Raw genomic sequence first — 13126 nt, forward strand, 5'->3', positions numbered from 1 at the left:
GATTCCTGGTTTGAAGCCACCAAACGGGCACTGCCCGCCCGCCCCCAGAGATCAGCAAAATACAAAAAGGCGGCTGTTGAGCCGCCTTTCATTGTTGCAAAAGTGATTACGATCAATCCTGCTGGACGATGCCGCTCAGATGCGTCAGTTCCATGATGAAATGCTCGAGCTTCGACTTGTGCTCATGCAGCTCGGTATTCTCGAGTTCCGCGCGGGCGGCCTCGATGCGACGGGTCAGCTCGTCCTTGTGAAGTTCCTCGACCGGCACGGCGGATTCGGCAAGCAATGTGCAGCCGGTCGGCAGAATATCGGCAAAACCGCCGAATACAACGTAATCCTGCTTCTTGCCGGACGCCGAACGCACGCTCACGACACCCGGCTTGACCGTCGTCATCGTTGGCGCGTGGTGCGCCATGACGGTCATTTCGCCCTCAGTCGCGGGGATGACGACCTCGGTCACCATCTCCGACAGCAGCAGACGCTCCGGCGAAACGAGCTCAAAGTTGAAATTGTCAGCCATCAGTGACTTACCTTCTCGGCTATGGCTTTCGCATCTTGCAATTGGGTCCCGCAGAACGGGCAGTGCATTATCGCTTGGTCGAGATAACCGAGGCCTTCCTCGCTCTGAACCAGCCCCACAACCATCATCAGCACGCCGTTATCGGCGCGATAGATGGTCGGCGCGGCTGGCTCGGGAAGATCCGCCACGACCCCCTTCAGGGAATCGCAGCAGAATATCTCGTCTAGCGCGTCGCTCATCAAGCAGCTGCGAGCTTCTTGGCCTTTTCGACCGCTTCCTCCATCGAGCCGACCATGTAGAAGGCGGCTTCCGGCAGGTGATCGTATTCGCCGTTGACGAGGCCCTTGAAGCCCTTGATCGTGTCTTCGAGAGCAACCAGCTTGCCTGGCGAGCCGGTGAAGACTTCGGCGACGAAGAACGGCTGCGACAGGAAACGCTCGATCTTGCGGGCGCGGGCAACGGCGATCTTGTCCTCTTCCGACAGTTCGTCCATGCCCAGGATGGCGATGATGTCCTGGAGGGCCTTGTAGCGCTGCAGCGTCGACTGGACCTTACGGGCGACTTCGTAATGCTCTTCGCCGACGACCATCGGGTCGAGCATGCGCGAGGTCGAGTCGAGCGGGTCGACGGCCGGGTAGATGCCCTTTTCGGCGATCGAGCGCGACAGAACCGTCGTCGCATCAAGATGCGCGAACGAGGTTGCCGGTGCCGGGTCGGTCAAGTCGTCGGCCGGAACGTAAATGGCCTGGACCGAGGTGATCGAGCCGGTCGTCGTCGTGGTGATGCGTTCCTGCATCTGGCCCATGTCGGTTGCGAGCGTCGGCTGATAGCCGACGGCCGAAGGAATACGGCCGAGCAGCGCCGACACTTCCGAACCTGCCTGCGTGAAGCGGAAGATGTTGTCGACAAAGAACAGAACGTCCTGGCCCTGATCGCGGAAATGTTCGGCGACCGTCAGGCCGGTCAGAGCAACGCGGGCACGGGCGCCCGGCGGTTCGTTCATCTGGCCGTAAACCAGCGCAGCCTTGGAGCCTTCGCCGCCGCCATGCTTGTTGACGTTCGATTCGATCATTTCATGATAAAGGTCGTTGCCTTCGCGGGTACGTTCACCGACGCCTGCGAAAACCGAATAACCACCATGCGCCTTGGCGACGTTGTTGATCAGTTCCATGATCAGAACGGTCTTGCCGACGCCGGCGCCGCCGAACAGGCCGATCTTGCCGCCGCGTGCATAAGGCGCCAGAAGGTCGACGACCTTGATGCCGGTGACGAGAATCTGCGATTCCGTCGACTGCTCGACATAGGCAGGCGCATCCTGGTGGATGGCGCGCTTGTGGGCGGTGACCAGCGGACCGGCTTCGTCGACCGGCTCGCCGATGACGTTCATGATGCGGCCGAGCGTTTCGTTGCCGACCGGAACCATGATCGGAGCGCCGGTATCGCTGACTTCCTGGCCGCGGACCAGACCTTCGCTCGAGTCCATCGCGATGGTGCGGACTTCGTTTTCGCCAAGGTGCTGTGCAACTTCGAGAACCAGGCGGTTGCCGTTGTTGGTGGTTTCCAGCGCGTTCAGGATCTTCGGCAGTTCGCCTTCGAAAGCAACGTCGACGACGGCGCCGATAACCTGGGTGACTCTGCCGACAGAGCCGGTCTTGGGGGTAGCTGCCTCAGCCATTTTCTGACCCTCTTTTCCTAGCTTCAGAGCGCTTCCGCGCCCGAAATGATTTCAATGAGTTCCTTGGTGATCTGCGCCTGACGCTGGCGGTTGTAGCTCAGCGTCAGTTTGTTGATCATCTCACCGGCATTACGCGTCGCATTGTCCATGGCGCTCATCTTCGCGCCCATCTCGCCGGCGACGTTCTCTAGAAGCGCGCGGAAGATCTGGACGGAAATGTTGCGCGGGATCAGATCTTCGAGGATCGACGCCGGATCCGGCTCATATTCATAGACCGCGCCCGCATGCGCCGCATCTTCGGCCTGCACCGCGCCGGTCGAAGCCGGGATGAGCTGCTGCGCCGTCGGGATCTGGCTGATCACCGACTTGAATTCGGAATAGAACAGCGTGCAGACGTCGAACTCGCCGGCGTCATACATCTCGATGATGCGCTTGCCGATCTGATCGGCATTCTCGAAGCCGACCCGCTTGACGTCGCGCAATTCCTTGCGCTCGATGATCAGCGAAGCGAATTCGCGGCGAAGAATGTCGTAACCCTTCTTGCCGACGGTGAAGATCTTCACCGTCTTGCCCTCGGCAACCAGCTTGCGCACATGATCACGCGCAAAGCGTGCGATCTGCGAGTTGAAGCCGCCGCAAAGGCCGCGCTCGGCCGTGCAGACCACCAGCAAATGAACCTGGTCCTTGCCGGTGCCGGTCATCAGCGTCGGTGCGCCGTCCGCATCGGTGACGGCCTTGGCGATATTCGCCAGAACCGCACCCATGCGCTGCGAATAAGGCCGGGCGGCCTCGGCCGCCTCCTGCGCACGCCGAAGCTTCGCCGCGGCGACCATTTTCATCGCCTTGGTGATCTTCTGCGTCGCCTTGACGGAGGCGATCCGGTTTTTCAGATCCTTAAGTGAAGGCATCCGTGATCCGTCCTAACTTAGGGCCTGATTACGAGAAAGACTTTGCGAAGCTATCGAGAGCAGCAGTGAGCTTGCCCCTGGTATCGTCGCTGATTGCCTTTTCCGTGCGGATCGCGTCGAGAATGGCGGAGCCTTCCGAACGCAGATAGGAGAGGAAGCCCTGCTCGAACTTGCCGACCGAAGCCACCGGCAGCTTGTCGAGGTAGCCATTGACGCCGGCGAAAATCACCGCGACCTGCTCTTCCGTCTTCAGCGGCGAGAACTGCGGCTGCTTCAGGAGTTCGGTCAGGCGTGCGCCGCGGTTCAAGAGGCGCTGCGTCGCAGCGTCGAGGTCCGAACCGAACTGGGCGAAGGCGGCCATTTCGCGATACTGGGCGAGTTCGCCCTTGATCGAGCCGGCAACCTGCTTCATCGCCTTGATCTGCGCGGCGGAACCGACGCGCGAGACCGACAGGCCGACGTTCACGGCCGGGCGGATACCCTGGTAGAACAGGTCGGTTTCAAGGAAGATCTGGCCGTCGGTGATCGAGATCACGTTGGTCGGAATGAAGGCCGACACGTCGTTGCCCTGCGTTTCGATGACGGGCAGAGCGGTCAGCGAACCGGCGCCCTTGTCGTCGTTCATCTTCGCAGCGCGCTCGAGCAGGCGCGAGTGCAGGTAGAAAACGTCGCCCGGATAGGCTTCGCGGCCCGGCGGGCGGCGCAGCAGCAGCGACATCTGGCGGTAGGATACCGCCTGCTTCGACAGGTCGTCGTAACCGATCAGCGCATGCATGCCGTTATCGCGGAAATATTCGCCCATGGCGCAGCCGGCAAACGGAGCCAGGAACTGCATCGGCGCCGGATCGGAAGCGGTGGCGGCAACGATGATCGAGTACTTCAGTGCGCCGCGTTCTTCGAGCACCTTGACGAACTGGGCAACGGTCGAACGCTTCTGGCCGACGGCGACGTAGACGCAGTAAAGCTTCTCGCCTTCCGGACCGTTGTCGTGAATGGCCTTCTGGTTGAGGAAGGCATCGAGCAGGATTGCGGTCTTGCCGGTCTGGCGGTCGCCGATGACGAGCTCGCGCTGGCCGCGGCCGACCGGGATCAGCGCATCGATAGCCTTGAGGCCGGTCGACATCGGCTCATGAACCGACTTGCGGGGAATGATGCCGGGAGCCTTGACGTCGACGCGCGAACGGCGCGTCGCGTTGATCGGGCCCTTGCCGTCGATCGGATTGCCGAGTGCGTCGACGACGCGGCCGAGCAGTTCGGGACCAACGGGAACGTCGACGATGGCGCCGGTCCGCTTGACGGTGTCGCCTTCCTTGATGTCGCGGTCGGAGCCGAAAATAACGACGCCGACATTGTCAGATTCAAGGTTCAAAGCCATGCCGCGGATGCCGCCGGGGAACTCGACCATTTCGCCGGCCTGGACATTGTCCAGACCATAGACGCGGGCGATACCGTCACCGACGGAGAGAACCTGGCCGACTTCCGAGACTTCTGCCTCTTTGCCGAAATTTTTGATCTGGTCTTTGAGAATTGCGGAAATTTCCGCGGCGCGGATATCCATCAGCCAACCTCTTTCAATGCGAGCTTAAGAGTGGAGAGTTTGGTACGAAGAGACGTATCAATCTGGCGGGACCCGACCTTTACGATCAGACCACCAAGAATTGACGGATCAACCGTGACAGCAATCGTCACGTCTTTGCCGGTAACGCTCTTGAGTGCCACCTTCAATTCGGTTTCCTGCGCTTGCGAAAGCGCATGCGCCGAGGTGACCTCGGCGGAGATTTCACCGCGATGGTTCGCGGCGATGATGCGGAAGGCCTTGATCATGCCCGGCAGGGCAAACAGGCGGCGATTGCGCGCCACGACCTTCAGGAAATTGGCGAAGAAGCCGCTGATTCCGGCCTTCTCGCTGATAGCGACGATCGCCTTCAGCTGGTCCTCGGCAGAGAAAACCGGGCTTGCGACGAAGCGCTTCAGATCGGCGCTCTCGTCCAGCATCACCTGGAAACGGTCAAGATCGGCGGTTACGCTGTCGATGGCGCCCTGCTCGAGCGCCAGATCGAAAAGCGACGAGGCATAGCGCTCGGCAACACCAGATGTAAGCTGGGACGTGTCTGCCACTGGCACAAATTTCCCTGATTTCAACCCAAAACCCGGCTCTCGGCGGGCGCCGAACCTATGATCTTGAATTCGTTTTGATTTCCCCCAGAAATCACAAGAGAAGCCTCTTGCTTCTTCCGAAATTCGGGGTCCGTCTAACATAGGATGTTCGGACTCGCAACACGCGTAATGCCCGAATACGCCTTTCACATGAATTTCTGTTCGCAAAATTGCGCAACGGCCTGAAAGCAGGCCGGAGACGCCGTCTGCCGGCGACGAAATTTCAGTCTAGATAAAGCCGAACACATAGAGCAGCGGCAACGCCGCCAAAACAATCTGCACAACCAGGAGTAAATAGTTGACGAGATTACTCCCCTTATCGGACAGGATCGAAATAACACGGGCAAAGGCCGCCATCGTAAAGGCGGCGCCGAACGCCGTGTAGATCGTGGTCTGGGCGAGCATGATCGCCGACAGGCCGAAGCCGAGATAGAAACCGCCCATCGAGCGTCCCTCGCCATGTCCTTCCGGCCGCCCCTCCTGCGCCTGCAGGCCGAGAAGACGGAAAGTATGGCCGGGTGCAAACATCATGATGAAGCCGGCGAGCGCCGTGAAGGCGGCGGAGCAGAACGCCAGCTGCTCGCCGAGTTCGGTCGGAAAATAGAAATCCATGCATCAGCCCCAAAATCACCCGGAAGAATCAGTGTTTTATGACATGGGGCGGAAAGGGAGGAAATGGCGGCGTGGAGTTTTAGAGAAAACTCTGCGGATCGATGTCGAGCTGCACCTGCACCGATCCGCGCTCCTTCGGCGATTGCGACAACATCGCCCGCAAGAAACCCTGCATGTCGGAGTTGCGCCGGCCGTGCACCAAAAGGCGGAAGCGGTGGCGGCCGCGCACCAGCGCCAGCGGCGCTTCGGCCGGGCCGAGCACCGAGATGCCGGAGACCTGCGGTGCGGCGTTGCGCATGCCGCGCGCATGGTTTTCGGCATCATGGCGGGTTTCGGCCGAGACGATGATCGAAGCGAGCCTACCGAAGGGCGGCAATATGGCGCGTTCGCGTTCGCTGATCTCGCGCTCGTAAAAGGCGTCGGAATCGCCTGAGACAATCGCCTGCATGACAGGATGCTGCGGCTGATAGGTCTGCAGCAGCCCATGGCTTTTGAGGCCGGTGCGCCCGGCCCGGCCGGTCACCTGCGACAGAAGCTGGAAGGTGCGCTCGGCCGCCCGCGGATCGCCATTGGCAAGGCCGAGATCGGCATCGACGATACCGACCAAAGTCATCAGCGGAAAATTATGCCCCTTGGCGACGAGCTGAGTGCCGATGACGATATCGGCCTCGCCCTTGGCGATCGCCTCCAATTCCAGCCGCAGCCGCTTCACCCCGCCCATGATATCCGAGGAGAGAACGATGGTGCGCGCCTGCGGGAAATGCCGCTCCACCTCCTCGGCAATGCGCTCGACGCCCGGCCCGCAGGCGACGAGATGATCGAGCGTGCCGCATTCCGGGCAGGCCTCCGGCGTGCGCTCGGCATGGCCGCATTGATGGCATTGCAGCTGCTTGCGGAAACGATGCTCGACCAGCCAGCTCGAACATTGCGGGCATTGGAAACGGTGGCCGCAGACCCGGCAGAGGGTCAGCGGCGCATAACCGCGCCGGTTGAGAAAGAGCAGCGCCTGTTCGCGCTTCTCCACCGTCTTGCCGATCGCCCGGATCAGCACCGGCGACAGGAAGCCGCCGCGCTCCGGCGCGTGCCGGCGCATATCGATGAGATGCAGGTCCGGCAGCGCCGCGTCGCCGAAACGCGTCGGCAGGTGGACGGTGGTGTAGCGCCCGCTCCGCCCGTTGACCTGGCTTTCGACCGACGGCGTCGCCGACACCAGGACGACGGGAAAATCGCCGATGCGGCCGCGCACCACGGCCATGTCGCGGGCATTGTAGAAAACGCGATCCTCCTGCTTGTAGGCCGGATCGTGCTCCTCGTCGACGATGATCAGGCCGAGATCCTCGAAGGGCAGGAAGAGCGCCGAGCGGGCGCCGGCCACGACGCGGACCTCGCCGGTCACCGCCTGGCGCCAGACCTTTTCGCGCATGCGCGGCGCCAGATCGGAATGCCATTCGGCCGGTTTTGCCCCGAAGCGATCCTGGAAACGCTCCATGAAACTTGCCGTTAGCGCGATCTCCGGCAGCAGGATCAGCACCTGCTTGCCGCGTTTCAACGTCTCGGCGATCGCCTCGAAATAAACCTCGGTCTTGCCCGATCCGGTCACTCCGTCGATCAGCGACACCGAAAATTCGCCCTTGCGGACATCGGAAACGATCTCCGCGGCCGCCTCTTTCTGCGGCCCTTCGAGGCGGGCGGCGGCAAATTCGGGATCCGGCATCGCCACGACCGGCGGCGGCGGCAGAAAGATCGTTTCGAAGATGCCGAGCGTGATCAGTCCGTCGACGACGCTGGTCGAGACCCCCGCCGCATGCGCGAGGCCGCTGCGCGTCCAGGACAAACCGTCGGAGGCGGTGTCAAGCACGCGGGCGCGCGCCGGCGTCATCCGCTCCGGTTCGCCGCCGACGAATTTCAGCCCCTCCACCATCGGCTCCGGCTCGAAGGCGTTCGGCGCTCTCAGCGCCATGCGGGCGACGAGGCCGGGCGGCGAAAGCGTATAGGTCGCGACCCAATCGATGAAATCGCGCATCTCCCGCGAAAGCGGCGGGCAGTCGAAGACATGGCTGATCGGCCGCAGTTTCTTCGGGTCGACGCCATCCTCGCCGCCGTCCCAGACGACGCCGATCACCTGCCGCGGCCCGAGCGGCACCTGCACGACCGAGCCGGGCTCGACCGCCATGCCCTCGGGCACCGAATAGGAATAGGGTTTGGGCGCCGGCATCGGCACCAGCACGGGAACCGTTCGGTTCGCGGGCGGTGCCTCGAAAAGCGCGCCAAAGAGATCGGACGAATCTGTGCTCATCGGGCGAGACCATGCCCGCAAATCGATGCAATTGGAACCGCAAAGACAAGGCGGTGCATCTTACGAGGAGTGCGGATTGCGACGGCTTCGCCAGGATTGCCTATACCCTTAAGAAAGGGTTGCCGGACGAACGATTGGCCGCATAGATTGCCGGAAAGATTCAATTGGAAATGCCGAAGCGCTGTTCTTCGGCCGCTGAATTGGAGCGAACAAATGGCCAGACTGACCGAAGACGCCAAGGGTGTCTATGTGATCGCCGTAACCCCGTTCACCGATGACGGCGCGCTCGATCTCGACAGCATCGACAGCATGGTCGATTTCTACGAAGGCGCCGGCGTCAGCGGCCTGACGGTGCTCGGCCAGCTCGGCGAGGCCCCGAAGCTGACCGCCGAGGAATCGCGGACCGTGGTCGAGCGTGTGCTGAGGCGCCTCGACGGGCGCCTGCCCGTCGTCGTCGGCGTCTCGGCGCCGGGGCTTGCGCCGATGCGCGAACTTGCCGAAGCGGTCATGGGCGAAGGTGCGGCCGGCGTCATGGTCGCGCCGCCCTGGACCGTCAAGACCGATGACCAGGCTTTCGCCTTCTATCAGTCGGTCGGCGAAACCCTCGGCGATACGCCCTTCGTGCTGCAGGATTATCCGCTCACCACCAATGTGACGATCGCGCCCAAGGTGATCGAACGCATCGTCAACGAGGTGCAAAATTGCGTCATGCTCAAGCACGAGGACTGGCCGGGCCTTGCCAAGATATCGGCGCTCCGTGCCGCCAGCGACAAGGGCGCCATGCGGCGCATCTCCATCCTTTGCGGCAATGGCGGACTGTTCCTGCCCGAAGAGATGGGCCGCGGCGCCGATGGCGCGATGACCGGCTTTTGTTATCCTGAGATGATGGTCGGCGTCGTCGCGGCCTATGCGGCCGGCAACCCCGATCGCGCCCATGAAATCTTCGACGCCTATCTGCCGCTCGCCCGCTATGAACAGCAGCAGGGCATCGGGCTTGCCTGCCGCAAATATGTTCTGGCGAAGCGCGGCGTGATCAAATCCGCCAATCTGCGCAAGCCGGGCGCCAAGCTCTCGGCGCTCGACATTGCCGATGTCGAACGACTGCTGGCGCGCCAGGCCGCCCGCCTCGAGGAGATCGAGGCGTGATGCTTAAAACGTGAAGGACGCGCCGGAAATATCCCGACCGGCGGAAATGCGGGCGATTTCGAGACAATATGTATCGCCGTCCGGTCCGCAAGGCTGAAACCCGAAAGCCTCCCAGAATTTGGCCGCGCCGGGATTGCCCGGATGAACGGTGATCACGCTGCAGAAATCCCGCGCATGATTGAGCAGATTGAGGGCCAGCAGCCGGCCGATGCCGTGCCCGCGCATTTCGGGACTTACGTAGAAACGCCGCATCCGCAACGCTCCGGATAGAGCGGATTCGATGGTTAGGCCTCCGATGCCGGTGAGCGCCTCCCCGACATAGGCGCCGAGCAGTCTTTCACCGTGATGGTCGAACCTGACGGTGCCGGCCGACCATTCGTCGATAAGGCGGGAGATATGGAGATGGCCCTCTTGTCGGGCCTCGCTTTCGAGGTCTGCGACCTCCCGCGGCAATCGATCGCGGATCGTGCGGATATCGACCGTCATGGCAAAACCTAATTTAGACCGCGGGAACGGGAAGCTCGCGAGGCGTTGCTGCGGCCGGCAGGCTGACCGGCACGAAACTCGCATCGCCATCCGCCGCCATATCGTGCACCGTATGGTTCTCCAGCGCCTTGGTCACCTCGTTGAGGTCGCCGTCCAGATGTTCGGCCGGAATGAGATTGCCGATCACGAAATCGAAGCGGTCGCCGCGTTTGTTCAGCAATTCGTGGAAGACCGTCATGTCGCGAAGTTCCGTCGACCATTTCGCCAGCCAGTAGAACAGGCCGGAATTGCGTGCCGTCATATGGACGGGAAGGATCGGCAGATTGTATTTGCGCGCCAGCCCGACCGCCGAGGTCTTCCATGGACGTTCGTTCAACCGGCCGTTCGCCCAGTAGGCGATGCGGCCTGACGGAAAGAGCACGGTTGCCTTGCCCTCCCTGACCGCGTGGTTGGTCAATTGCAGCGTTTCGCGCGCCTTGAGCTTGCTCTTATGCTCCTCCCGCCATTCGACGGGAATGATCATCTCGGCAAACCGCGGATTGACCCGGATCGCATCGCGATTGGCGAAGAACATCATATCTGGCCGGCGCGTCTTCAACAGATCGAACACGGCGACCCCATCGGCGATGCCTGTCGGGTGGTTGCTGACGAGGATGAAGCCGCCGGTCTCGGGAATGCGTTCGCCATTGGTGATGCCGATATCGAGTTTCAGCACCTCGCTCAGATATTCGAACGACTGGAAACCCGGCATCTTGGCGACGGCATTGGCGAATTCGATCGCCTTGTTGTAGCGCAGCAGCGTGTAGAGGAACGGCCGCATGACCGGCCAGAGCGGATTTTTCACGATCCTCTGGCCGCGTTCGGCAATCAGCGTATCGACGATATGACCCGGCTTTCCCTGTGAAACGAGAGCGATCGCTTCCGCGAGCTGTCCGAAAGCCGTCATGGAGTCGCGCCGTGCCATGAAAGATCCTGTCTGTGGGCTATAAGCTATCGCAGTGGAATATGATCTAAGGATGACAAAGGCTTGGCCGGCATTAGCAATTCCATAACCGTTCTTGTTTCAAATTGGCGGACTTGAAGGCAAATTCAAGGCCAGCGACGTGAACGAACTGCTTGTTATCGCCGATCCGCGCCTGATGGCGGAACGGGCCGCGTGGCTCGAAAATCTCGCCCGCGAGCGCCGTCTTTCCGAGCATACGCTGGATGCCTATGAGCGCGACACCCGCCAGTTCCTGACCTTCCTGACCGGCCATCTCGCCGGCCCGGCGACGCTCGGCGATATCAGAGAGCTGCGCCCTGCCGACTTCCGCGCCTTCCTGGCTGCCCGGCGCAAGCAGGGCTCCGGCGCCCGTTCGCTCGGCCGCAATCTCGCCGGCCTTCGTTCGCTGCTGCGCCACTTGGAAAAAAAGGGTCTGGTCAATGCCGCGGGCGCTGCCGCGATCCGCTCGCCGAAACAGCCGAAATCGCTGCCCAAGCCGCTGTCGGACACGCAGGCGATCACCGTCGTCGGCAACGAAGCCCAGCTCCACGACGAACCCTGGATCGCCGCCCGCGATGCGGCCGTCATGACGCTGCTCTACGGCTGCGGCCTGCGCATCTCCGAAGCGCTGGATCTCATTCCCTCCGAGCTGCAGCAGGGCGCCACCGCGCTGCGCATCACCGGCAAGGGCAACAAGACGCGGCTGGTGCCGCTTTTGTCCGTGGTGTTCGACGCGGTCGAGAAATATCGCATGCTCTGCCCCTATCATCTCGAGCCCAGCGAACCGCTGTTTCGCGGCGCCCGCGGCGGCAAATTGCAGCCGGCAATCATCCAGCGCGCCATGCAGAAACTGCGCAGTGCTTTCGGCCTGCCGGAGACGGCGACACCGCATGCGCTGCGCCACTCCTTCGCCACCCACCTGCTTGCCGGCGGCGGCGATCTACGCACCATTCAGGAACTGCTCGGCCATGCCAGCCTGTCCACGACGCAGGTCTATACCGGCGTCGATGCGTCGCGGCTGCTCGAGGTGTATGATCGGGCGCACCCGCGCGCTTAGAACCTTTTCCGCTCAGATTGAACATTCTGCCGGAGCAAGAAAGACTCTAAGCTTTCGTTAACGCATTCTCTTAAAGGAATATGCGCAAGCCGGGCGTAGAGCATGAAACCAAAGGCATGTGACCGGAACAACATCATGACGACATCAATCGGCCGCCGGATTTTTCTCGCAGCACCCGGCAATCTGCTGCTCTGGCTGATTGCGGCCTTTCATATGCTGCTTTTGGCCGCCCTCTTCGTTGCTTTCCTGGCTGCACGGCCGGCGGCAGCTGAAGACACGGCTGCCTGCACCGGCCGCAACCTGATGGTCGAGCTGCAGCAGAATGATCCCGCCCGCTACGCCGAGGCGGTCAGGGAAGCCGATGCAACGCCGAACGGCAAGGGCATTTTCTGGAAGATCGAAAAAGCAGGACTTCAGCCTTCATGGCTGCTTGGCAGCATGCATGTCACCGATCCGCGCGTGCTGGCCCTGCCGCCGCGCGCCCAGGCCGCCCACGACGCCGCCAATACGATCATCATCGAATCCGACGAGATCCTCGATGAGCGCAAGGCGACCGCCGCCCTGCTCGCAAGGCCGGAGCTGACGATGTTCACCGACGGCACGACGATCGACAAGCTGCTCTCCCCCGAGGATTACAAACGCCTCGAAACCGGCCTGAAGCAGCGCGGTATTCCGCTCGGTGCCGTCTCCCGCATGCGGCCCTGGATGATTTCGAGCGCCGTCGCCCTGCCGGCCTGCGAAATCGCCCGCAAGGCCAAAGGCGTGCAATTCCTCGATCAAAAGATCGCCACCGATGCCGTCGCTCAGGGCAAACAGGTCCAGGGGCTGGAAACCCTTGCCGAGCAGATCCAGGCCATGGCCGACCTGCCGATCGAATTCCATCTGAAGTCGCTGATCGAGACGCTGGAGCTCGGCGACAAGATGAGCGATGTCGTCGAGACGATGACCGACCTCTATCTCTCCGGCGATATCGGCATGACCATGCCGATGCTGAAGACCGTGACGCCGGAGAAGCAGGGCGAAGACAGCGACTACGCCGCCTTCGAACAGCGCGTCATCCTCGACCGCAACAAGGTGATGGCCGAGCGCGCCGCCCCCATTCTCGATGGCGGCAATGTCTTCATGGCGGTCGGCGCCCTGCACCTGCCCGGCAAGGCCGGCGTCATCGAGCTGCTGCGCCAGCAGGGCTTTACCGTGACTGCGGTGAACTAGGCCCGAGCCCGATAGTTAGTTTCGTCGAGATTGACAACCTCAGTTTGCATACGTCATTTGGCGGTATCTACAACC

Annotated in this window: 13 protein-coding genes; 3 read left to right on the forward strand and 10 right to left on the reverse strand. The window is 61.9% G+C overall.

The window, feature by feature from the left end:
• Window positions 1–112: 112 nt before the first annotated feature.
• The 8 genes from ATY75_RS04090 to ATY75_RS04125 form a co-directional block, all read right to left on the reverse strand.
• Window positions 113–520 carry a F0F1 ATP synthase subunit epsilon gene (locus ATY75_RS04090; RefSeq protein WP_064840955.1) on the reverse strand — a complete coding sequence of 136 codons (408 nt, stop codon included), beginning with the start codon at window positions 518–520 and terminating at the stop codon, window positions 113–115.
• The gene (locus ATY75_RS04095) at window positions 520–759 is read right to left on the reverse strand and encodes a hypothetical protein (protein ID WP_003567196.1); all 240 of its coding nucleotides are present in this window, start codon (window positions 757–759) and stop codon (window positions 520–522) included. Before ATY75_RS04095 ends, ATY75_RS04090 begins: the two co-directional genes overlap by 1 nt.
• Window positions 759–2195, reverse strand: a complete 1437-nt coding sequence (gene atpD / locus ATY75_RS04100; RefSeq protein WP_064840957.1) for a F0F1 ATP synthase subunit beta — start codon at window positions 2193–2195, stop codon at window positions 759–761. The genes ATY75_RS04095 and atpD overlap by 1 nt, the downstream gene beginning before the upstream one ends.
• A 23-nt stretch (window positions 2196–2218) precedes the next feature.
• Window positions 2219–3103 (reverse strand): F0F1 ATP synthase subunit gamma, encoded by an 885-nt coding sequence (locus ATY75_RS04105; protein WP_064840958.1) that lies wholly within the window; start codon window positions 3101–3103, stop codon window positions 2219–2221.
• Window positions 3104–3131: 28 nt separating this feature from the next.
• The gene (atpA, locus tag ATY75_RS04110) at window positions 3132–4661 is read right to left on the reverse strand and encodes a F0F1 ATP synthase subunit alpha (RefSeq protein WP_064840959.1); all 1530 of its coding nucleotides are present in this window, start codon (window positions 4659–4661) and stop codon (window positions 3132–3134) included.
• Window positions 4661–5227: a F0F1 ATP synthase subunit delta gene (locus tag ATY75_RS04115; protein WP_171899837.1), complete on the reverse strand. Its 567-nt coding sequence runs from the start codon at window positions 5225–5227 to the stop codon at window positions 4661–4663. The genes atpA and ATY75_RS04115 overlap by 1 nt, the downstream gene beginning before the upstream one ends.
• Window positions 5228–5488: 261 nt before the next feature.
• A complete protein-coding gene (locus ATY75_RS04120) occupies window positions 5489–5872 on the reverse strand; it encodes a DUF4345 family protein (RefSeq protein ID WP_088936556.1) in 384 nt (127 codons plus the stop codon).
• Window positions 5873–5951: 79 nt separating this feature from the next.
• Window positions 5952–8168 carry a primosomal protein N' gene (locus ATY75_RS04125; RefSeq protein ID WP_088936557.1) on the reverse strand — a complete coding sequence of 739 codons (2217 nt, stop codon included), beginning with the start codon at window positions 8166–8168 and terminating at the stop codon, window positions 5952–5954.
• Between the two features lie 213 nt (window positions 8169–8381).
• Here ATY75_RS04125 and ATY75_RS04130 point away from each other — a divergent pair, with 213 nt between their 5' ends.
• Entirely contained in the window at window positions 8382–9314 is a 933-nt protein-coding gene (locus ATY75_RS04130; RefSeq protein WP_088936558.1) for a dihydrodipicolinate synthase family protein, read from the forward strand.
• A 3-nt stretch (window positions 9315–9317) separates the two neighbouring features.
• On the opposite strand, the gene ATY75_RS04135 is transcribed toward ATY75_RS04130, so the two are convergent.
• A complete protein-coding gene (locus ATY75_RS04135) occupies window positions 9318–9800 on the reverse strand; it encodes a GNAT family N-acetyltransferase (protein WP_088936559.1) in 483 nt (160 codons plus the stop codon).
• Between the two features lie 13 nt (window positions 9801–9813).
• A complete protein-coding gene (locus ATY75_RS04140; RefSeq protein WP_088936560.1) occupies window positions 9814–10764 on the reverse strand; it encodes a GNAT family N-acetyltransferase in 951 nt (316 codons plus the stop codon).
• Between the two features lie 139 nt (window positions 10765–10903).
• On the opposite strand from ATY75_RS04140, the gene ATY75_RS04145 reads away from it, so the two are divergent.
• Together ATY75_RS04145 and ATY75_RS04150 are read left to right on the forward strand one after the other, a co-directional pair.
• Window positions 10904–11839 (forward strand): tyrosine recombinase XerC, encoded by a 936-nt coding sequence (locus ATY75_RS04145; protein WP_088936650.1) that lies wholly within the window; start codon window positions 10904–10906, stop codon window positions 11837–11839.
• Window positions 11840–11974: 135 nt separating this feature from the next.
• Window positions 11975–13051 carry a TraB/GumN family protein gene (locus ATY75_RS04150; protein WP_088936561.1) on the forward strand — a complete coding sequence of 359 codons (1077 nt, stop codon included), beginning with the start codon at window positions 11975–11977 and terminating at the stop codon, window positions 13049–13051.
• Window positions 13052–13126 lie beyond the last annotated feature (75 nt).

The organism is Rhizobium sp. N122, from assembly GCF_002211295.1.
Classification (GTDB): Bacteria; Pseudomonadota; Alphaproteobacteria; order Rhizobiales; family Rhizobiaceae; genus Rhizobium.

Coding starts and splice junctions, on each gene's coding strand:
- ATY75_RS04090 (WP_064840955.1), bottom strand. CDS start 520: ATGGCTGACAATTTCAACTTTGAGCTCGTTTCGCCGGAGCGTCTGCTG.
- ATY75_RS04095 (WP_003567196.1), bottom strand. CDS start 759: ATGAGCGACGCGCTAGACGAGATATTCTGCTGCGATTCCCTGAAGGGG.
- atpD (WP_064840957.1), bottom strand. CDS start 2,195: ATGGCTGAGGCAGCTACCCCCAAGACCGGCTCTGTCGGCAGAGTCACC.
- ATY75_RS04105 (WP_064840958.1), bottom strand. CDS start 3,103: ATGCCTTCACTTAAGGATCTGAAAAACCGGATCGCCTCCGTCAAGGCG.
- atpA (WP_064840959.1), bottom strand. CDS start 4,661: ATGGATATCCGCGCCGCGGAAATTTCCGCAATTCTCAAAGACCAGATC.
- ATY75_RS04120 (WP_088936556.1), bottom strand. CDS start 5,872: ATGGATTTCTATTTTCCGACCGAACTCGGCGAGCAGCTGGCGTTCTGC.
- ATY75_RS04125 (WP_088936557.1), bottom strand. CDS start 8,168: ATGAGCACAGATTCGTCCGATCTCTTTGGCGCGCTTTTCGAGGCACCG.
- ATY75_RS04130 (WP_088936558.1), top strand. CDS start 8,382: ATGGCCAGACTGACCGAAGACGCCAAGGGTGTCTATGTGATCGCCGTA.
- ATY75_RS04135 (WP_088936559.1), bottom strand. CDS start 9,800: ATGACGGTCGATATCCGCACGATCCGCGATCGATTGCCGCGGGAGGTC.
- ATY75_RS04140 (WP_088936560.1), bottom strand. CDS start 10,764: ATGGCACGGCGCGACTCCATGACGGCTTTCGGACAGCTCGCGGAAGCG.
- ATY75_RS04150 (WP_088936561.1), top strand. CDS start 11,975: ATGACGACATCAATCGGCCGCCGGATTTTTCTCGCAGCACCCGGCAAT.